Genomic DNA, 20,013 nt, shown 5'->3' with positions numbered 1-20,013 from the left:
CGTGGTGGGGGTTACTCCGTACTCCTGGAACACGGGTTCCATCCCTCTGGAAAGGCGTCAGCCGTCATGGTGCAGCTCAAGACTCCCGAGCAGATCGCGAAGATGCGCGAGGCGGGGCTCGTCGTCGCCGCCATCCACGCGGCGACGCGTGAGGCGGCCGTGCCCGGGGCGACGACCAAGGACCTGGACGAGGTCGCACGCAAGGTGATCGCCGATCACGGGGCGAAGTCGAACTTCCTGGGGTATGGCGGGTTCCCCGCGACGATCTGCACGTCCGTGAACGAGGTCGTCGTCCACGGCATCCCCAGCGACGACGTCGTCCTCAAGGACGGCGACATCATCTCCATCGACTGCGGCGCGATCGTCGACGGCTGGCACGGCGACGCGGCCTACACGGCCTTCGTGGGCTCGGGTCACGCACCGGAGCTGATCGAGCTCTCCCGGGTGACCGAGGAGTCGATGTGGCACGGCATCGCCGCGATGCGGAACGGCAACCGCCTGGTGGACATCTCCCGGGCGATCGAGACCTACATCCGCCGCCAGCCGCGTCCGTCCACCGGCGAGCACAGCCTGGGCAAGTTCGGGATCATCGAGGACTACGGCGGCCACGGCATCGGGACCGAGATGCACATGGACCCGCACCTGCTGAACTACGTCTCCCGCAAGCGCGGCAAGGGCCCGAAGCTGGTGCCCGGCTTCTGCCTGGCGATCGAGCCCATGGTGTCGCTCGGCACGCCGCGCACGGAGGTCCTGGAGGACGACTGGACCGTCATCACGACGGACGGCACCTGGTCCTCCCACTGGGAGCACTCGGTGGCCCTCACGGAGCAGGGCCCGCTGGTCCTCACGGCCCCGGACGGGGGCAGGGCGAAGCTCGCCGAGCTCGGTGTCACGGCCGCCCCCGACCCGCTGGCCTGACGCCCGCCGGCCTGACGCCCGCGGGCCCGGCCGGCCCCGAGGGGCGCCGGCGCGGGCCGGGCGGCCGGGGTGGGGTAACGATCTACGGCGATGGGCAAGCTCTCCGGATTCGTCTTTTCCAGGGGCCTGACGTAGACTGATGCGTCGGCTCTCGTGTACCCGTGTGTCCGCATACGGCGACGAGAGTCGATCAAGGTAGCCGATTCGAAGGGCGAAGCGTGGCCAAGAAGCAAGGTGCCATCGAAATTGAGGGCACCGTGATCGAGTCCCTGCCGAACGCCATGTTCAAGGTGGAGCTCCAGAACGGTCACAAGGTCCTCGCGCACATCTCCGGCAAGATGCGGATGCACTACATCCGTATCCTCCCGGACGACCGGGTCGTCGTGGAGCTGTCTCCGTACGACCTGACGCGTGGGCGGATCGTCTACCGATACAAGTAGATCTTGTCGCGCCCCTTCCGCGGGGCGGTGGCACTGACCCGGAGAACCTCACATCCCATGAAGGTCAAGCCGAGCGTCAAGAAGATCTGCGACAAGTGCAAGGTGATCCGCCGTCACGGCCGGGTCATGGTCATCTGCGACAACCTGCGCCACAAGCAGCGCCAGGGCTGACGCACGCCGACCTGCACCTGAGCAGTTCTTCGCGCGACGCGAGCAATTTCGTACATACGCAGTGCCCGTCCAAGCCCTGACAGGGCTGACGACACCTCCGGCGGGGGCCGGGGACCTGGACGTACCACTCCTTCCGACCGGAAGGGGTCGGCGGCCACGGAGCGGCACTGCGGTAGACCCCCGAACACACAGGAGCCATTGAATGGCACGCGTTTCCGGTGTTGACATCCCGCGCGACAAGCGTGTGGAGGTCGCACTCACCTACGTCTTCGGTATCGGCCGCACCCTGGCGAAGGAGACCCTCGCCTCCACCGGTGTGAACCCGAACACCCGCGTTCGTGACCTGTCCGAAGAGGACCTGGTCAAGATCCGCGAGTACGTGGACGCCAACCTCAAGACCGAGGGTGACCTCCGTCGCGAGATCCAGGCCGACATCCGCCGCAAGGTCGAGATCGGCTGCTACCAGGGTCTGCGCCACCGTCGCGGTCTGCCGGTCCACGGCCAGCGCACCAGCACGAACGCTCGTACCCGCAAGGGCCCGCGTCGCGCCATCGCCGGCAAGAAGAAGCCGGGCAAGAAGTAGTCCGCAGCGGACGACTGTCCACGGTCTTCGCTGTAGGACCGACCACCTCCCGTAGGAGTTAAGACATGCCCCCCAAGGGTCGTCAGGGCGCTGCCAAGAAGGTGCGCCGCAAGGAAAAGAAGAACGTCGCTCACGGGCACGCCCACATCAAGAGCACGTTCAACAACACCATCGTCTCGATCACCGACCCCTCGGGCAACGTGATCTCCTGGGCCTCCGCCGGCCACGTCGGCTTCAAGGGCTCGCGCAAGTCCACCCCCTTCGCCGCGCAGATGGCCGCCGAGTCGGCCGCCCGCCGCGCGCAGGAGCACGGCATGCGCAAGGTCGACGTCTTCGTCAAGGGTCCGGGCTCCGGCCGTGAGACCGCGATCCGCTCCCTCCAGGCCACCGGCCTCGAGGTCGGCTCGATCCAGGACGTCACCCCCACGCCGCACAACGGCTGCCGTCCCCCCAAGCGCCGTCGCGTCTGACGCTCGCTTGACCTGAGGCTTCGGGCGGTACGGCTCTTCGGGGGCGTGCCGCCCGTACCCTTGCAGTACCAGAGGACGTCAAATAGCGGGCGTCCACGACTGAAGGAAACACACCATGCTGATCGCTCAGCGTCCCTCGCTGACCGAAGAGGTTGTCGACGAGTACCGCTCGCGGTTCGTCATCGAGCCGCTGGAGCCGGGCTTCGGCTACACGCTCGGCAACTCGCTCCGCCGTACGCTCCTCTCCTCGATCCCGGGTGCGGCCGTCACGTCCATCCGCATCGACGGTGTCCTGCACGAGTTCACCACCGTGCCGGGCGTCAAGGAGGACGTCACCGACCTCATCCTCAACATCAAGCAGCTCGTCGTCTCCTCCGAGCACGACGAGCCGGTCGTGATGTACCTGCGCAAGCAGGGCCCCGGCCTGGTCACCGCCGCGGACATCGCCCCGCCGGCCGGTGTCGAGGTGCACAACCCCGACCTGGTGCTCGCCACGCTGAACGGCAAGGGCAAGCTGGAGATGGAGCTGACCGTCGAGCGCGGTCGCGGCTACGTCTCCGCCGTGCAGAACAAGCAGGTCGGCCAGGAGATCGGCCGCATCCCGGTCGACTCGATCTACTCGCCGGTCCTCAAGGTCACCTACAAGGTCGAGGCGACCCGTGTCGAGCAGCGCACCGACTTCGACAAGCTGATCGTCGACGTCGAGACCAAGCAGGCCATGCGCCCGCGTGACGCCATGGCGTCGGCCGGCAAGACCCTGGTCGAGCTGTTCGGTCTGGCCCGCGAGCTCAACATCGACGCCGAGGGCATCGACATGGGCCCGTCCCCGACGGACGCCGCCCTGGCCGCCGACCTGGCGCTGCCGATCGAGGAGCTCGAGCTCACCGTTCGTTCGTACAACTGCCTCAAGCGCGAGGGCATCCACTCCGTGGGTGAGCTCGTGGCGCGTTCCGAGGCCGACCTGCTCGACATCCGCAACTTCGGTGCGAAGTCGATCGACGAGGTCAAGGCGAAGCTGGCCGGCATGGGCCTGGCCCTGAAGGACAGCCCGCCCGGGTTCGACCCGACCGCCGCCGCCGACGCCTTCGGCGCGGACGACGACGCCGACGCCGGCTTCGTCGAGACCGAGCAGTACTGATTGCTGCCCGCGGGCGACCGCCTGCGGGGCCCTGACCCCGGTACCTGATACGGCCGGGGCAGATCACAAGGAGAAACACCATGCCGAAGCCCGCCAAGGGTGCCCGTCTGGGCGGCAGCGCCGCGCACGAGAAGCTGCTCCTCGCGAACCTCGCGAAGTCGCTCTTCGAGCACGGCCGCATCACCACGACCGAGGCCAAGGCCCGCCGCCTGCGTCCGGTCGCCGAGCGCCTGATCACCAAGGCGAAGAAGGGCGACATCCACAACCGTCGCCTGGTGCTGCAGACGATCACGGACAAGGGCATCGTCCACACGCTCTTCACCGAGATCGCTCCGCGCTACGCCGAGCGCCCGGGTGGCTACACCCGCATCACCAAGATCGGCAACCGTCGTGGCGACAACGCCCCGATGGCCGTGATCGAGCTGGTCGAGGGTGAGATCGCCAAGAAGGCGACCGTCGCCGAGGCCGAGGCCGCGACCAAGCGCGCGGTGAAGGAGTCCGACGAGGCCAAGGCCGCCGAGGACACCAAGGCCGAGGACGCCGCCGAGGCTCCGGCCGAGGAGTCGAAGGACGCCTGACGCGTCTGCCGACAAGGCTGACGGACGGGTCCGCTCCCTCACGGGGGCGGGCCCGTTCCGCATTGCACTGCTTTGAGAGGATCTGTCGCGTGAGCGATGAGGTGGAGCCCGGCTTCGTACGGGTACGGCTGGACCTGTCGTACGACGGCAGGGACTTCCACGGCTGGGCCAAGCAGGCCGGCGGGCAGCGGACCGTGCAGGGCGACATCGAGGACGCCCTGCGCACGGTGACGCGGTCGTCCGAGACGTACGAGCTGACCGTCGCGGGCCGCACGGACGCGGGGGTGCACGCGCGTGGCCAGGTGGCCCACGTCGACCTGCCCGAGGCCGTCTGGGCCGAGCACCGCGACAAGCTGCTGCGGCGGCTGGCCGGGCGCCTCGCGCACGACGTGCGGATCTGGAGGGTCGAGGAGGCGCCGGCCGGCTTCAACGCGCGGTTCTCGGCGATCTGGCGCCGCTACGCCTACCGCGTCACCGACACCCCCGGCGGCGTCGACCCGCTGCTGCGCGGGCACATCCTGTGGCACGACTGGCCGCTGGACGTCGACGCCATGAACGCCGCCGCCGAGCGGCTGGTGGGCGAGCACGACTTCGCCGCGTACTGCAAGAAGCGGGACGGGGCGACCACCATCCGCACGCTCCAGGAGCTGCGGTGGGAGCGGCTGCCCTCCGGCGTCCTGGAGGCCACGGTCCGGGCGGACGCCTTCTGCCACAACATGGTCCGCTCGCTGGTGGGGGCCCTGCTTTTCGTCGGCGACGGGCACCGGCCGGTGGACTGGCCCGGGAAGGTGCTGGCGGCGGGCGTGCGGGACTCGGCCGTCCATGTCGTACGGCCGCACGGGCTCACGCTGGAGGAGGTCGGTTACCCGGCCGACGAGCTGCTGGCCGCCAGGAACCTGGAGGCCCGCAACAAGCGCTCACTGGCTGGGCGCGGTGGCTGCTGCTGAGGCCTGGGCGCGGCCCCGGGCGTAGATCTGGTTGAAGGCGAAGGTCCCGAGGTCGTCGCTGGTCCGGAAGACCGCCGCGTCGCTCTTGGTGACCTTCTTGCCGCTGGTGAAGCCGGCCTGGGTGAAGTAGGCGTACCGGCCGATGGCGTTCGCGCGGCGCAGGCACACCGTCTGCGCCTGGCAGAAGCCGCCCACGCCCGACCCGGCGAGCGGGGTGACGCCGCCCCGGGCGTCGTCCTTGGCCTGGAGGGCCACGGCCTTGGTGTCGAAGACCGCGACGCCGACCGTGATGGCGACGCCGTCCCTCTCGTAGGTGGCGCGGATGACGCGACGGCAGCCGTGCCGGTCGAGGATCGCGCCGAGGCCGTCCTCGGCGGCGGCCGCGCAGTCCGTGGTGGAGGCGGTCGCGCCCTTCTTGTAGACGCGGTCGCCGACGGTGAGCTTCTTGCCGGGGAAGAGGGACTCCGCGCTGAGCGGGGCCTTGTCCTTCTGGGCGCTGGAGATGAAGTCCATCGGGTTCGGCGGCGGCGGGGGAGCGACCGAGGAGAAGGACGGCTGGGGCTTGGCGGTGTCGGTGGGCAGTTCGGGGGCCCCGCTGACGGTGCCGGCGATGTTCTCGCCGTCGTCGTCCTTCTTGTTGGTGGAGACGATGGCCGCCGCGATCACGGTGCCCACGAGCCCGGTGGCGAGCACGGCGCCGCCGGCGAGCAGCAGGCGCCTACGGCGTGTGCGCTTCTCCGACGCCTCGGCGAGGGCGCTCCAGTCCGGGGTGTCGGCCGTGTACGGCCGGCTCTGCCCGTACGGGTCCTGCTGGTACGGATCTTGCGGCTGCTGCGGCCACTGCGGTCCCCCATAGCTCATGCCGCGCATCCTAAACCGGTTGGGCCGGGGGCATGTCCCCGGCGACAATGCGGGCCATGGGACATGTGGAGGCCGCGCACCTGGAGTACTACCTGCCGGACGGGCGGGTGCTGCTCGGAGACGTGTCGTTCCGGGTGGGCGAGGGCGCGGTGGTGGCGCTCGTCGGCGCGAACGGGGCGGGCAAGACGACGCTGCTGCGGCTGATCTCGGGGGAGCTCCAGCCGCACGGGGGGACGGTGACCGTCAGCGGCGGGCTGGGGGTGATGCCGCAGTTCGTCGGGTCGGTCCGCGACGAGCGGAGCGTACGGGACCTGCTGGCGTCGGTCGCGCCCGCCCGCATCCGTGAGGCGGCGGCCGCCGTGGACGCGGCCGAGCACCGGATCATGACCGTCGACGACGAGGCCGCGCAGCTCGCGTACGCGCAGGCCCTGAGCGACTGGGCGGAGGCCCGGGGGTACGAGGCCGAGACCGTCTGGGACATGTGCACCATGGCGGCGCTGGGCGTGCCGTACGAGAAGGCGCAGTTCCGGGACGTGCGGACGCTCTCGGGCGGCGAGCAGAAGCGGCTCGTGCTGGAGGCGCTGCTGCGCGGCCCCGAGGAGGTGCTGCTCCTCGACGAGCCGGACAACTACCTGGACGTCCCGGGCAAGCGGTGGCTGGAGGAGCGGCTGGCCGAGACCCGCAAGACGGTGCTGTTCGTCTCGCACGACCGGGAGCTGCTGGCGCGGGCCGCCGAGAAGATCGTGGCCGTGGAGCCGGGCCCGGCCGGGTCGGACGTGTGGGTGCACGGCGGTGGCTTCGGGACGTTCCACGAGGCGCGGCGGGAGCGGTTCGCCCGGTTCGAGGAGCTCCAGCGGCGCTGGGAGGAGAAGCACGCGCAGCTCAAGCAGCTCGTCAACACCCTGAAGAACAAGGCCGCGTTCAACGACGGGCTGGCCTCCCGGTACCAGGCCGCCCAGACCAGGCTGCGCAAGTTCGAGGAGGCCGGTCCGCCGCCGGAGCCGCCGCGCGAGCAGGACATCCGGATGCGGCTGCGCGGCGGGCGCACCGGTGTGCGGGCCGTGACGTGCGCGGAGCTGGAGCTCACGGGCCTGATGAAGCCCTTCTCACTGGAGGTCTTCTACGGGGAGCGGGTCGCCGTCCTGGGGTCGAACGGGTCGGGGAAGTCGCACTTCCTGCGGTTGCTGGCGGGGGAGGGCGTCGCGCACACGGGGGCGTGGAAGCTGGGCGCCCGGGTCGTGCCGGGCCACTTCGCCCAGACGCACGCCCACCCGGAGCTCGTGGGGCGCACCCTGGTCGACATCCTGTGGACGGAGCACGCCAAGGACCGGGGCGGGGCGATGTCGGTGCTGCGGCGGTACGAGCTGGAACGGCAGGGCGACCAGGTGTTCGACCGGCTGTCGGGCGGGCAGCAGGCCCGGTTCCAGATCCTGCTGCTGGAGCTGTCCGGCGCCACGGCGCTGCTGCTGGACGAGCCGACGGACAACCTGGACCTGGAGTCGGCCGAGGCGCTCCAGGCGGGCCTGGAGGCGTTCGAGGGGACGGTCCTGGCCGTCACGCACGACCGCTGGTTCGCGCGCTCCTTCGACCGGTACCTGGTCTTCGGCACGGACGGGGTGGTGCGGGAGACGCCGGAGCCGGTGTGGGACGAGCGGCGGGTGGACCGGGCGCGGTAGGGCGTGTCTTTTGGATCAGGCCGGATCAGGGAGCGGGGTCTGGTGCGTGTGGATGCAAGGCGGAGGTGGGGGTCCCCCCGCCGCAGGCAGGGGGAGGAGCCACTGCGGTGGGGGCACCTCCCGTGCCCGTAGGGCTACGGGGGACATTGGCGACCGACGACAACGCCGCTGGGGGTCCCCCCGCCGCAGGCAGGGGGAGCGCGTGCCAGGGCCCGCGAGCCCGCCAAGATCCGAAAAACACGCCCCAGTCCCTGCACCGCGTGGAGCGGGCCGCGGGCGGGTATCGTCCCGGCCGGGGGTGGGGCCATGCAGCCGGGGCACAGATTCGGTCCGTTCACCGTGCTCACCGAGCTCGCCAGCGGGGGGATGGGCCGGATCTACCTCGCCCGGTCGCCGGGCGGGCGGCTGGTGGCGGTCAAGACGCTGCTCACCGTGGGCGAGGACGACCGGCGCCGGTTCGCGCGGGAGGTGGGCCTGGCCCAGCGCGTGCGGGGCGTCTACACCGCGAGCGTGGTGGAGGCGGACGCCACGGCCGAGGTGCCGTGGATGGCGACCGAGTACGTCCCCGCGCCCTCGTTGAAGGACCTCGTGGAGCGGTGCGGACCGCTCGCCCCGCGGGCCCTGTACTGGGTGGCGGCGGGCATGGCCGAGGCGCTGGTGTCCCTCCACACGGCGGGGCTGGTGCACCGGGACGTCAAGCCGTCCAACGTGCTGCTCCCGCTCGACGGCCCCCGGGTGATCGACTTCGGTATCTCGCAGGCGCATGACGTGACCCGGACCGAGGTGGCCCTGGGCACCGTCGCCTACGCGGCGCCCGAACAGGCCCGGGGCGAGCCGACCACCACCGCCTCGGACGTGTTCTCGCTGGGCGCGACGCTGTTCCACCTCGCGGTCGGCCGGGCGCCGTACCGCGACGGCGGGGCCGGCCCGGCGCTGGAGCAACTCGTGCGGGCCGCCACCGGCGACCTGGACGTGACGGGGCTGCCGGGTGAGCTGGAGGCGCTGGTGCTGCCGTGCCTGGCGCTGGACCCGGCCCGGAGGCCCGCCCCGGCCGACCTCCTGGCGTACTGCTCGCAGCGGCTGGACGGGGCGGCGGACGCCCACCGCGGGTGGCTGAGCCCCGCGTGGACGGCGGAGATCGAGCGTCACCGCACGGAGCGGCTCCGGGTGGTCGAGGAGGCCCGGCGCCTGGTGGACCCCGAGGCCCCGACCGGTCCGGTGCCGGCGCCGGGCCGCACGGCGGCGCTGGCGACGGCTCCGGGCGGCCCCGGGCGCCTGCCCGGCCCACTGGGGCGGCGCACCCGCCTGTGGTGGGCGGCGGCGGTGGTGGTGGCGGGGGCGCTGCTCGCGGTCGTCCGGCCCTGGGAGGCGGACGGGGCGATCGGCGCGCCGGTGGAGCCGCTGCGCATCCTGGAGGTGGAGAGCGTGCGGCAGGGGCTGTGCTACCCGGACAAGGAATGGGCGCAGCTCCCCCCGGGCGAGTCCCCGCCCCCGGAGGGCCGGTCCTTCACCTCCGACAACCGGGACGAGTGCGTGGTGGCGAAGGACTCCGGCGGGATGACCGTCCAGCGGTTCCAGGACGTCCGGGTCGTGCGGGCCGAGCCCGGGGACGGCTGGAAGGTGGCCGTCACCTTCCTGGATGCCGACCGGGCCGCCTTCGCCGAGCTGACCGGGAAGGTGGCCGGGCGGCCCGAGCCGGAGAACCGGCTGGCCTTCGTGCTCGGTGACGACCGGCTGGTCAGCAGCTTTTTGATCATGAGCGCGCTGACCGGGGGGAACGCCGAGATCACCGGGGAGTTCAACCGGAACCAGGCGGACGCGCTCGCCCGTGCGCTGGGCGCGCCCTGACCGGTTCCGCCCGGTCCGCGTGCCGTGCGGGGCACCGGTTTTGACCCGTCGGGGGCGGCGCGGGTACTGTTGCCGTTTGTTATGCGTATTGGCTTCGTCGTTCTTGTGCGAAGAGCCCTTACGCAAGTTCCCTGGAGCAGTTACCAGTGGCTCGCATACGGGCGGTGTTCCCGGCAGTGTGGGCCCCAGCTGCATGATCGCTTCAGGTGTGTCTGGACTCCATCCACTGAAGAAGCGAAGGCTACGAAGTGCGTACGTACAGCCCCAAGCCCGGCGACGTGACTCGCCAGTGGCACATCATCGACGCGCGGGACGTTGTCCTGGGCCGTCTGGCGACCACGGCTGCGAACCTCCTCCGAGGCAAGCACAAGCCCGTGTACGCCCCCCACATGGACATGGGCGACTTCGTCATCATCATCAACGCTGACAAGGTCCACCTGTCCGGCAACAAGAAGACCCAGAAGATGGCCTACCGCCACTCCGGCTACCCGGGTGGTCTGCGCTCCGTCCGTTACGACGAGCTGCTGGACAAGAACCCGGAGAAGGCCGTCGAGAAGGCCATCAAGGGCATGATCCCCAAGAACTCCCTCGGCCGTCAGATGCTCTCGAAGCTGAAGGTCTACGCGGGCGAGAACCACCCGCACGCTGCCCAGCAGCCGGTCCCGTTCGAGATCACCCAGGTCGCGCAGTAGTTCCGGCCACCCCCTAAGAACGAAAGAAATCTGAGGAGCATCGTGGCCGAGACCACTGTTGAGAACCCCATCGAGGGCGAGGAGACCTACGCCGAGGTCACCACCTTCGAGTCCGAGGTCCCCGTCGAGGGCGAGTACACCTCGGAGTCCCTCGCGTCCCGCTTCGGCGAGCCGCAGCCGGCCGCCGGCCTGGGCCGCCGCAAGAACGCCATCGCCCGCGTCCGGATCGTCCCGGGCACCGGCAAGTGGAAGATCAACGGTCGCACCCTCGAGGACTACTTCCCGAACAAGGTGCACCAGCAGGAAGTCAACGAGCCCTTCAAGGTGCTCGAGCTCGACAACCGCTACGACGTCATCGCCCGCATCTCGGGTGGCGGCGTCTCCGGCCAGGCCGGCGCCCTGCGCCTCGGTGTGGCCCGCGCGCTGAACGAGGCGGACGTGGACAACAACCGCGGCCCGCTGAAGAAGGCCGGCTTCCTGAGCCGCGACGACCGTGCCGTCGAGCGCAAGAAGGCCGGTCTGAAGAAGGCCCGTAAGGCCCCGCAGTACAGCAAGCGCTAATCACGCCTGCTCGGTCTGCTCAACGTACGCCCCGGCGGCACCTTCGTGCTGCCGGGGCGTACGTCTATACGCTTCACCTTGCTTTTTCGGAGTAACTCGGAGGACGACTGTGGGACGACTCTTCGGCACGGACGGTGTGCGCGGTGTCGCCAACGCGGATCTGACGGCGGAGCTGGCGCTCGGCCTGTCGGTCGCGGCGGCGCACGTACTCGCCGAAGCGGGGACCTTTGAAGGACACCGGCCGACCGCCGTGGTCGGGCGGGACCCGCGTGCGTCGGGAGAGTTCCTGGAGGCCGCCGTCGTGGCGGGCCTCGCCAGCGCGGGCGTGGACGTCATGCGGGTCGGTGTGCTGCCCACGCCGGCCGTCGCGTACCTGACGGGCGCGCTCGGCGCGGACCTGGGCGTGATGCTCTCCGCCAGCCACAACGCCATGCCGGACAACGGCATCAAGTTCTTCGCGCGCGGCGGGCACAAGCTGGCCGACGAGCTGGAGGACCGCATCGAGGCGGTGTACGAGCAGCACCGCACCGGTGAGCCGTGGGACCGGCCCACCGGCGCCGGCGTCGGCCGCGTCGCCGACTACAAGGAGGGCTTCGACCAGTACGTCGCCCACCTGCTCTCCGTCCTGCCGAACCGGCTCGACGGGCTCAAGATCGTCCTGGACGAGGCGCACGGCGCCGCGTCCGGTGTGTCGCCCGCCGCGTTCCAGCAGGCCGGGGCCGAGGTCGTCACCATCGGCGCCACCCCGGACGGGCTCAACATCAACGACGGCTGCGGCTCCACCCACCTGGAGATGCTGAAGGCCGCCGTCGTCGAGCACGGCGCCGACCTCGGCATCGCGCACGACGGCGACGCCGACCGCTGCCTGGCCGTGGACCACACGGGCGCCGAGGTCGACGGCGACCAGATCCTCGCCGTCCTGGCGCTCGCCATGCGCGAGGCCGGCACGCTGCGCGGGGACACCGTCGTCGCGACCGTCATGTCCAACCTGGGCTTCAAGCTCGCCATGGAGCGCGAGGGCCTCCAGCTCGTCCAGACGGCGGTCGGTGACCGTTACGTGCTGGAGTCGATGAAGGAGCACGACTACGCGCTGGGCGGCGAGCAGTCCGGGCACGTCATCGTCCTGGACCACGCCACCACCGGCGACGGCACCCTGACCGGTCTGCTGCTGGCCGCGCGCGTGGCGGCGACCGGCCGGTCGCTGGCGGAGCTGGCCGGGGTCATGGAGCGGCTGCCGCAGGTCCTGATCAACGTCAAGGACGTCGACAAGACGCGGGTGAAGACCTCCGCCGAGCTGGGCAGCGCCGTCGCGGACGCCGAGCGCCGCCTCGGCAGCACCGGCCGCGTCCTGCTGCGCCCCTCGGGCACCGAGCCGCTGGTCCGGGTCATGGTCGAGGCCGCCGACATCGAGCAGGCCCGGTCGGTCGCCGGGGAGCTCGCCGACGTGGTGAAGTCCGCGCTCGGCTAGAGCGTGCCGTGACAGGGGGCGCCCCGCCGGGCGCCCCCTTTCCGCGTCCTCAGGCCCGCCGCGTACGGCGGCGCTGCCGCGCCCAGAAGTACTTCTGCGCCAGCAGGGTCAGCGTGCCGGCGAGCACGATGGCCAGCAGGTTCAGCAGGAGCTGCTCGACGGAGCCCTTGGTCTGGCCGAGGTCGCCGTACCCCAGGGCCACCGCCGCGTTCGCCGCGGCCGGGACGGTGGTGACCGAGATGGCCACCCCGACCAGCGCGCCGGACTTCGCGGACGTGAGCGACAGCGTCCCGGCGGCGCCCGCGAGCAGACCGACGACGAACGAGAACCAGTCGGGCGCGTAGACGAACCCGGTATTGGGGCGGTCGCCGTGCAGCATGCCCTCGCTGAACAGGCCCGCCGCGTCCATGCCCAGGCTGAACAGCACCGTCAGCGCCATGGCCACCGCGAAGCCCACCAGCAGGGCCGCCAGCGACCGCACGGCCAGGCGCGGCCGGCGCTGCACCAGCGCCGTGCAGACGCCGGCCAGCGGGCCGAACTCCGGGCCCACCGCCATCGCGCCCACGATCAGGATGGCGTTGTCCAGCACCACGCCGCAGGCCGCGATCATCGTGGCGAGCGTCAGGAACGCCACGTAGGTGACGGAGAGCGTCGACTCCTCGTGCGTGGCCTCGTGGAGGTGCTCCCACAGCACCGCGTCCGCGCCTTCGCCGGGCGCGTCGTCCTCGGCCTTCTCGGCGCGCTTCGACAGCGACAGGCCGATGTCCTCCACGGCGATCGAACCGGACCGGTCCAGGCCCAGCGCGCACAGGTCGGAGATCAGGCCGTCGCCCGCCTCGCGCGCCACGTCGCACAGCACCAGGTCGCCGGCCGGCTCACGGGCGGCGCCGGGGATGACGGCGAGGTGCGTCGTGCCGACCGTCTTCTCGATGGTGCCGACCACCTCGTCGGTGCGGTCGGCGGGAACGATCAGGCGCAGGTGCAGCACGGCCGCGGATCCCTTCAGAGTTTGCGCAGGGAGAGGCGCTGGACCTTGTGGTCCGGTCCCTTGCGTACGACGAGGGTGGCACGCCCGCGCGTCGGTGCCACGTTCTCCAGCAGATTCACCTTGTTGATGGTCCGCCACATGGTGCGGGCGTAGTCCAGCGCCTCGTCCTCGCCGACCTGGGTGTACTTCCTGAAGTACGAGGAGGGGTCCTGGAACGCGGTCTCACGCAGCTTGCGGAAACGATTCAGGTACCAGGCCTCGATGTCCTCGGCGCGGGCGTCGACGTACACCGAGAAGTCGAAGTAGTCGGCCAGGCCCACCCGGGTGCGGCCGTCCTTGCCGGGCAGCGCGGGCTGGAGGACGTTGAGCCCCTCCACGATCAGGATGTCGGGGCGCCGGACCGTCAGCCGCTCCCCGGGGACGATGTCGTAGATCAAGTGCGAGTAGACGGGGGCGGTGACCTCGTCCTTCCCGGCCTTGATGTCGGCGACGAACCGCGTCAGGGCCCGCCGGTCGTACGACTCGGGGAAGCCCTTCCTGGACATCAGGCCGCGCTCCTGGAGCTCCTTCATCGGCAGCAGGAACCCGTCGGTGGTGACCCGCTCCACGCGCGGGTGCTCGGGCCAGCGGGCGAGCAGGGCCTGCAGGAGCCGGGCCACGGTCGACTTGCCGACCGCGACCGAACCGGCCACCCCTATGACGAACGGGGTGCCGCGCTGGGCGCTCTTCTCGCCCAGGAACGTGTTCAGCGCGCCGCGCAGGTTCGCGGTGGCGCCGACGTACAGGTTGAGCAGGCGGGAGAGCGGGAGGTAGATGTCGCGGACCTCGTCGAGGTCGATGACGTCGCCGAGACCGCGCAGCCGCTCGACCTCGTCGGCGCTGAGGGGCAGCGGCGTCTTGTCGCGCAGCGCGCTCCACTCCTCGCGGGTGAGGTCGACGTACGGAGTGGTCTCCGCACGGCGGTGGGCGGCGGCGCTTCGTGGCGGCGAAGTGATCACACACGCCATTGTCGTCCTTGGCGGGGTGTTGTGGGTCGTGTGCTCGGTCACCCTCGGGGCCACTGGAATGTCAGTGGCGTGCGTCACAGTTGTGGGAAGGGTGGGCGTCGGAGCTCCGGCGCTCGCGCCGCACGACGACCCGAGCCGAGGGGACAGTCCCATGACGTACGCGATCCAGGCGGACGGCCTGGCCAAACGGTTCAAGGAGACCCGGGCGCTGGACGGCGTGGACCTGGCCGCGCGCACCGGCACGGTGCTGGGGCTGCTGGGGCCCAACGGGGCGGGGAAGACCACGGCCGTACGGATCTTCGCCACGCTGATCCAGCCGGATGCTGGCCGGGCGCTGGTCGCGGGGCACGACGTGGTGCGCGAGGCGGGGCTGGTGCGCTCGCTCGTCGGCCTGACCGGGCAGTACGCGGCGGTCGACGAGAACCTGACGGGCACCGAGAACCTGCTGCTGATCGGGCGGCTGCTGGCCATGCCGCGCCGGGACGCCAGGGCCCGGGCGGCCGAGCTGCTGGACCGGTTCGGGCTGGCCGACGCGGCGGGGCGCGCGGTGAAAACGTACTCGGGCGGCATGCGGCGCAGGCTGGACCTCGCGGCGAGCCTGGTCGGGCGGCCGAGCATCCTCTTCCTCGACGAGCCCACCACGGGCCTGGACCCGCGCAGCCGCGGCGAGCTGTGGGACATGCTGCGCGGCCTGGTCGCCGAGGGGGTGACCGCCCTGCTGACCACGCAGTACCTGAACGAGGCGGACACGCTCGCCGACGACATCGTGGTGATCGACAGGGGCCGGGTGATCGCCGAGGGCACGCCCGACGAGCTGAAGTCCCAGGTGGGCGGCCAGGTGCTCCAGGTCAGGCCGGTGCGGGCGCACGACCTGGCGGGCGCGCACGCGCTGGTGGCCGAGACGGCCGGGACGCAGACGCAGATCGAGGGCGATGTGATCACCGCCCCGGTCAACGACCCGGAGCTGATGCCCGCCGTCGTGCGGCGGCTGGACGGCGCGGGGATCGCGGTGGGCGAGCTGACCCTGCGCCGCTCGTCGCTGGACGAGGTGTTCCTGGCGCTGACCGGGCACCGTGCCGAGCCGGACTCCTCCGGGGAGCCGGCCGAGCCCGACGACAGTGACATCGAGAAGGTGGTGAGTTCGGCATGACCGCCACGACGATCGGCGGCGCGCCCCTGACCGCGAGCGGCCGGGTGCGGCCGGGTGCCGGCCTGCGGCAGACGGCCACGATGGCGTGGCGGAGCCTGGTGGCCGTCAAGCACAATCCGCTGGAGCTGGTCGACTTCAGCATCACGCCCATCATGTTCGTGCTCCTCTTCACGTACGTGATGGGCGGGCAGATGGCCGGGTCCCCGGAGGCGTACCTGAAGTACGCGCTGCCGGGGATCATCGTCCAGAACACCCTGTTCATGACCATCTACACGGCGATGGCCCTCAACACCGACCTGACGAAGGGCGTGTTCGACCGGCTGCGGAGCCTGCCGATAGCCCGGTCGGCTCCCTTGTTCGGCCGCATCACCGCCGACCTGGCCAAGCACGTGTGGGCGGTGCTGCTGATGATCGGCCTCGGCCTGGCGCTCGGCTTCCGCGTCACCGGCGGCCTCGGCGGATTCCTCGCCGGCCTGCTGCTGGTCGTCGCCTTCGCGGCGGCCGTGTCGTGGTGCGCGGTGCTCATCGGGATGCTCGCCGGTGACGCGGAGAAGGTGCAGGCGTTCGGCTTCACGCTGATCTTCCCGATCACCTTCACCAGCAGCGCGTTCGTCGTGGTCGACACCATGCCGGGCTGGCTCCAGGCCTGGGTGAACGTCAACCCGGTGACGCACCTGTCGGACGCGTTCCGCGGGCTGCTGCTGGGCGGCGAGGTGGGCCGGCCGCTGATGTGGTCGCTGGTCTGGGCGGCGGGCATAGCCGCCGTCTTCTACCCGCTGGCCATGCGGGCGTACCGGGCCAAAGCCTGATCCGGCCCGATCCCGAAGACAGGCCCTAGGCTGATCCGCATGTGCGGAATCGTGGGGTACGTCGGCGGGCAGTCGGCGCTTGATGTGGTGATCGCGGGCCTCAAGCGGCTCGAGTACCGGGGCTACGACTCGGCCGGTGTCGCGGTGCTCGCCGACGGCTCGATGGCCGCGGCGAAGAAGGCGGGCAAGCTCGCCAACCTGGAGAAGGAGCTGGACAGCCGGCCGCTGCCCACCGGCAGCGCGGGCGTCGGGCACACCCGGTGGGCCACGCACGGCGGGCCGACCGACGCCAACGCGCACCCGCACCTCGACAACGCCGGTCGGGTCGCCGTCGTCCACAACGGCATCATCGAGAACTTCGCGCCGCTGCGCGCCGAACTGGCCGAGCGGGGGCACATCCTGGAGTCCGAGACGGACACCGAGGTCGTCTCGCACCTGCTGGCCGAGGAGTTCTCCTCGTGCGGCGACCTGGCGGAGGCGATGCGTCTGGTGTGCCGGCGGCTGGAGGGCGCCTTCACCCTGGTGGCCGTGCACGCCGACCAGCCCGACGTGGTCGTCGGGGCGCGGCGCAACTCGCCGCTGGTGGTCGGCGTCGGCGAGGGCGAGGCCTTCCTCGCCTCGGACGTGGCCGCGTTCATCGCCCACACCCGGTCGGCGATCGAGCTCGGCCAGGACCAGGTGGTGGAGCTGCGCCGGGACGGGGTGAGCGTCACCGACTTCGACGGGGCGCCCGCCGATACGCGCGCCTACCACGTCGACTGGGACGCCTCGGCGGCCGAGAAGGGCGGCTACGACTACTTCATGCTCAAGGAGATCGCCGAGCAGCCCAAGGCGGTCGCCGACACGCTCCTGGGCCGCATCGACGCGGGCGGCGAGCTGCGGCTGGACGAGCTGCGCATCCCCGACGAGGTGCTGCGCGAGGCGCACAAGGTGGTCATCGTGGCGTGCGGCACGGCCTTCCACGCCGGCCTGATCGCCAAGTACGCCATCGAACACTGGACCCGCATCCCGTGCGAGGTGGAGCTGGCGAGCGAGTTCCGCTACCGGGACCCGATCCTGGACCAGCGGACGCTGGTGCTCGCCATCTCCCAGTCCGGCGAGACCATGGACACCCTGATGGCGCTGCGGCACGCCCGCGCGCAGGGGGCCCGGGTGCTGGCGATCTGCAACACCAACGGCTCGACGATCCCCCGCGAGTCGGACGGCGTGCTGTACACGCACGCCGGGCCGGAGGTGGCGGTGGCGTCCACCAAGGCGTTCCTGACCCAGCTCGTGGCGGTGTACCTGCTCGCGCTGTACCTCGGGCAGTTGCGCGGCACGAAGTGGGGCGACGAGATCCGGGCGGTCGTGAAGGACCTGGCGCGGATCGCGGACGACGTCGACCGGGTGCTGGAGACCATGGAGCCGGTGCGGGAGCTGGCGCGCTCGCTGGCGGAGAAGGACACGGTGCTGTTCCTGGGGCGGCACGTGGGCTACCCGGTGGCCCTGGAGGGCGCGTTGAAGCTGAAGGAGCTCGCGTACATGCACGCGGAGGGCTTCGCGGCCGGTGAGCTCAAGCACGGGCCGATCGCGCTGATCGAGAAGGACCTGCCGGTCGTCGTCGTGGTCCCCTCGCCGCGCGGCCGCTCGGTCCTGCACGACAAGATCGTGTCGAACATCCAGGAGATCCGCGCCCGGGGCGCCCTCACCATCGTGATCGCGGAGGAGGGCGACGAGGCGGTGACGCCGTACGCGGACCACCTGATCCGCATCCCGGCCACCCCGACGCTGCTCCAGCCGATGGTGTCGACCGTGCCGCTGCAGGTCTTCGCCTGCGAGCTGGCGACGGCACGCGGCAACGAGGTGGACCAGCCGCGCAACCTGGCGAAGTCGGTCACCGTCGAATGATCATCGGGGTGGGGATCGACGTGGCGGAGATCGACCGGTTCGCGGCGGCGATGGAGCGCACGCCGCACATGGCGGAGCGGCTGTTCGTGGAGCCCGAGTTGCTGCTGCCCAGCGGGGAGCGGCGCGGGATCGCCTCGCTCGCGGCGCGGTTCGCGGCCAAGGAGGCCCTCGCCAAGGCGCTCGGCGCGCCGGCCGGGCTCCAGTGGACGGACGCCGAGGTGTACGTCGAGGACAGCGGCCGGCCACGCCTGCGGGTGCGCGGCACGGTCGCCGCGCGCGCCGCCGAACTGGGCGTCCGGCAGTGGCACGTCTCGCTCAGCCATGACGCGGGGGTGGCGTCGGCGGTGGTGATCGCGGAGGGTTGAGCCCATGCGTACCGCTTACCGCGTGGAGACAGTACGGGCCGCCGAGGCCGAGGTGATGGCGAGGCTGCCGGACGGCGCGCTGATGCAGCGGGCGGCGGCGGGACTGGCCGCCGCGTGCGCCGGACTGCTGCGGCGGGTCTCCGGCGCCCGGGTGGTGCTGCTGGTCGGCAGCGGTGACAACGGGGGTGACGCGCTGTACGCGGGTGCCCGGCTGGCGCGCCGGGGCGCGGGCGTGTCCGCCGTGCTGCTGGGCTCGCGCGCCCACGAGGCGGGGCTCGCGGCGCTGACCGGCGCGGGCGGCCGGGTGCCCGGCGACCCGTACGCGGCGCTGGCGCGCGCCGACCTCGTCCTGGACGGGATCACCGGCATCGGCGGGCGCGGCGGGCTGCGCCCGGAGGCCGTGCCCGTGGTGCGGGCGGCCCGCGACTCCGGCGCCGTGGTGGTGGCCGTCGACCTGCCGAGCGGTGTGGACGCCGACACCGGCGAGGTGCACGGCGAGGCGGTACGGGCGGACGCCACGGTGACGTTCGGGACGTACAAGCCGGGGCTGCTGATCGACCCGGCACGGGAGTACGCGGGGGCGGTGCGGCTCGTCGACATCGGGCTCGACCTGCCGGCCCGGCCGGACGTGGAGGCCCTCCAGCACGCGGACGTGGCACGGCTGCTGCCCGTGCCGACGGGGGAGAGCGACAAGTACCGGCGCGGCGTCGTCGGGGTCGTCGCCGGTTCGGCGCGCTACCCCGGCGCGGCCGTCCTCGCCGTGTCCGGCGCGCTGCGCGGCGGCGCCGGGGCCGTGCGGTACGTCGGGCCGGCCGGCGACGCCGTGCTCGCCCGCCACCCGGAGACCCTGGTGCACGCGGGTCCGCCCGGCAGGGCGGGGCGCGTCCAGGCGTGGGTGATCGGCCCGGGCCTGGGCGACACGCCCGGCGTGGACGACGTCCTGGCCTCCGGCGTCCCCGTCCTGGTGGACGCCGACGGGCTGCGGAACCTGGACCCCTCGGCGGTGCGCGCCCGCCCGGCGCCCACGGTGCTCACCCCGCACGCGGGCGAGGCGGCGGCGCTGCTGGGCACCGAGCGGCAGGACGTGGAGTCCCGGCGCCTGGAGGCCGTCCGGGAGCTGGCGGGGCGGTACGGCGCGACGGTGCTGCTCAAGGGCTCCACCACCCTGGTCGCCTCCGCCGACGGGCCGGTGCGGGTCAACCCGACGGGCACCCCCTGGCTCGCCACCGCGGGCAGCGGCGACGTCCTGTCGGGCCTCGCGGGCTCGCTGCTCGCGGCGGGCCTGGCCGCGCGTGACGCCGCCTCGGCCGCCGCCTACCTGCACGGCCTGGCGGCCCGGCGCGCCTCCCGGGGCGCGCCCGTCGCGGCGTACGACGTGGCCGAGGCACTGCCGGGCGCGTGGCGGGACGTGCGCGCGTGACCGGGGCGACAGCCTCGGTCGGCCGGGCCGGGGCGC

At 71.9% G+C, this 20,013-nt stretch carries 21 protein-coding genes; 18 read left to right on the top strand and 3 right to left on the bottom strand.

All coding sequences use genetic code 11. The annotated features are described in order from the left end of the window. Positions 1-66: 66 nt before the first annotated feature. From map to truA, 8 genes are all read left to right on the top strand, one after another. Positions 67-918, top strand: coding sequence for a type I methionyl aminopeptidase (gene map, locus E2B92_RS29855; RefSeq protein WP_126886735.1), 852 nt, complete (start codon positions 67-69; stop codon positions 916-918). A 218-nt stretch (positions 919-1,136) separates the two neighbouring features. After that, positions 1,137-1,358, top strand: a complete 222-nt coding sequence (gene infA, locus E2B92_RS29850) for a translation initiation factor IF-1 (protein ID WP_003956442.1) — start codon at positions 1,137-1,139, stop codon at positions 1,356-1,358. Positions 1,359-1,415: 57 nt separating this feature from the next. Then, a complete protein-coding gene (gene rpmJ / locus E2B92_RS29845; protein WP_003956441.1) occupies positions 1,416-1,529 on the top strand; it encodes a 50S ribosomal protein L36 in 114 nt (37 codons plus the stop codon). A 202-nt stretch (positions 1,530-1,731) separates the two neighbouring features. Beyond that, positions 1,732-2,112: a 30S ribosomal protein S13 gene (gene rpsM, locus E2B92_RS29840; protein ID WP_064069941.1), complete on the top strand. Its 381-nt coding sequence runs from the start codon at positions 1,732-1,734 to the stop codon at positions 2,110-2,112. 65 nt (positions 2,113-2,177) lie between these two features. After that, the gene (gene rpsK, locus E2B92_RS29835) at positions 2,178-2,582 is read left to right on the top strand and encodes a 30S ribosomal protein S11 (protein ID WP_003956432.1); all 405 of its coding nucleotides are present in this window, start codon (positions 2,178-2,180) and stop codon (positions 2,580-2,582) included. A gap of 115 nt (positions 2,583-2,697) precedes the next feature. After that, the gene (locus E2B92_RS29830) at positions 2,698-3,720 is read left to right on the top strand and encodes a DNA-directed RNA polymerase subunit alpha (RefSeq protein WP_003956430.1); all 1,023 of its coding nucleotides are present in this window, start codon (positions 2,698-2,700) and stop codon (positions 3,718-3,720) included. An 80-nt stretch (positions 3,721-3,800) separates the two neighbouring features. Continuing rightward, complete coding sequence (rplQ, locus tag E2B92_RS29825) at positions 3,801-4,298, top strand: 50S ribosomal protein L17 (RefSeq protein WP_126886736.1); 498 nt, start codon at positions 3,801-3,803, stop codon at positions 4,296-4,298. Between the two features lie 89 nt (positions 4,299-4,387). Beyond that, entirely contained in the window at positions 4,388-5,245 is an 858-nt protein-coding gene (gene truA / locus E2B92_RS29820; RefSeq protein WP_126886737.1) for a tRNA pseudouridine(38-40) synthase TruA, read from the top strand. On the opposite strand, the gene E2B92_RS29815 is transcribed toward truA, so the two are convergent. After that, positions 5,216-6,106, bottom strand: a complete 891-nt coding sequence (locus E2B92_RS29815) for a hypothetical protein (RefSeq protein ID WP_126886738.1) — start codon at positions 6,104-6,106, stop codon at positions 5,216-5,218. The two genes, truA and E2B92_RS29815, sit on opposite strands and share 30 nt — an antisense overlap. A 47-nt stretch (positions 6,107-6,153) precedes the next feature. Between E2B92_RS29815 and E2B92_RS29810 the strand changes: the two genes are divergently transcribed. The 5 genes from E2B92_RS29810 (at position 6,154) to glmM (ending at position 12,351) form a co-directional block, all read left to right on the top strand. Then, entirely contained in the window at positions 6,154-7,782 is a 1,629-nt protein-coding gene (locus E2B92_RS29810; protein WP_126886739.1) for an ABC-F family ATP-binding cassette domain-containing protein, read from the top strand. Positions 7,783-8,088: 306 nt separating this feature from the next. Beyond that, positions 8,089-9,630, top strand: coding sequence for a serine/threonine-protein kinase (locus tag E2B92_RS33630; protein ID WP_235024045.1), 1,542 nt, complete (start codon positions 8,089-8,091; stop codon positions 9,628-9,630). A gap of 248 nt (positions 9,631-9,878) precedes the next feature. After that, the gene (rplM, locus tag E2B92_RS29800) at positions 9,879-10,322 is read left to right on the top strand and encodes a 50S ribosomal protein L13 (RefSeq protein WP_064069935.1); all 444 of its coding nucleotides are present in this window, start codon (positions 9,879-9,881) and stop codon (positions 10,320-10,322) included. Positions 10,323-10,364: 42 nt separating this feature from the next. Further along, positions 10,365-10,883: a 30S ribosomal protein S9 gene (rpsI, locus tag E2B92_RS29795; RefSeq protein WP_031076704.1), complete on the top strand. Its 519-nt coding sequence runs from the start codon at positions 10,365-10,367 to the stop codon at positions 10,881-10,883. 109 nt (positions 10,884-10,992) lie between these two features. After that, the gene (gene glmM / locus E2B92_RS29790) at positions 10,993-12,351 is read left to right on the top strand and encodes a phosphoglucosamine mutase (protein ID WP_126887035.1); all 1,359 of its coding nucleotides are present in this window, start codon (positions 10,993-10,995) and stop codon (positions 12,349-12,351) included. Between the two features lie 49 nt (positions 12,352-12,400). Here the strand turns inward: glmM and E2B92_RS29785 are convergent, their stop codons facing one another. Both E2B92_RS29785 and coaA read right to left on the bottom strand, forming a co-directional pair. Then, positions 12,401-13,339, bottom strand: coding sequence for a DUF389 domain-containing protein (locus E2B92_RS29785; protein WP_126887034.1), 939 nt, complete (start codon positions 13,337-13,339; stop codon positions 12,401-12,403). Between the two features lie 14 nt (positions 13,340-13,353). Further along, positions 13,354-14,337 carry a type I pantothenate kinase gene (gene coaA / locus E2B92_RS29780; protein ID WP_399431970.1) on the bottom strand — a complete coding sequence of 328 codons (984 nt, stop codon included), beginning with the start codon at positions 14,335-14,337 and terminating at the stop codon, positions 13,354-13,356. A gap of 160 nt (positions 14,338-14,497) precedes the next feature. On the opposite strand from coaA, the gene E2B92_RS29775 reads away from it, so the two are divergent. The 5 genes from E2B92_RS29775 to E2B92_RS29755 are packed head-to-tail and all read left to right on the top strand — an operon-like array spanning position 14,498 to position 19,977. Beyond that, complete coding sequence (locus E2B92_RS29775; protein ID WP_126887032.1) at positions 14,498-15,496, top strand: ATP-binding cassette domain-containing protein; 999 nt, start codon at positions 14,498-14,500, stop codon at positions 15,494-15,496. Continuing rightward, positions 15,493-16,305 (top strand): ABC transporter permease, encoded by an 813-nt coding sequence (locus tag E2B92_RS29770; RefSeq protein ID WP_126887031.1) that lies wholly within the window; start codon positions 15,493-15,495, stop codon positions 16,303-16,305. The genes E2B92_RS29775 and E2B92_RS29770 overlap by 4 nt, the downstream gene beginning before the upstream one ends. Before the next feature lie 39 nt (positions 16,306-16,344). Continuing rightward, positions 16,345-18,192, top strand: coding sequence for a glutamine--fructose-6-phosphate transaminase (isomerizing) (gene glmS, locus E2B92_RS29765; protein ID WP_126887030.1), 1,848 nt, complete (start codon positions 16,345-16,347; stop codon positions 18,190-18,192). After that, complete coding sequence (locus E2B92_RS29760; RefSeq protein ID WP_126887029.1) at positions 18,189-18,557, top strand: holo-ACP synthase; 369 nt, start codon at positions 18,189-18,191, stop codon at positions 18,555-18,557. The genes glmS and E2B92_RS29760 overlap by 4 nt, the downstream gene beginning before the upstream one ends. Positions 18,558-18,561: 4 nt before the next feature. Continuing rightward, on the top strand, positions 18,562-19,977 hold the full coding sequence (locus E2B92_RS29755) for an NAD(P)H-hydrate dehydratase (protein ID WP_126887028.1): 1,416 nt from the start codon (positions 18,562-18,564) through the stop codon (positions 19,975-19,977). Positions 19,978-20,013: the final 36 nt, after the last annotated feature.

Origin of the sequence: Streptomyces sp. WAC05374 (genome assembly GCF_004353505.1) — a bacterium.
GTDB lineage: Bacteria > Actinomycetota > Actinomycetes > Streptomycetales > Streptomycetaceae > Streptomyces.
Note: the sequence above shows the minus strand (reverse complement) of the source record. Positions and strands in the feature narration are given on the sequence as shown.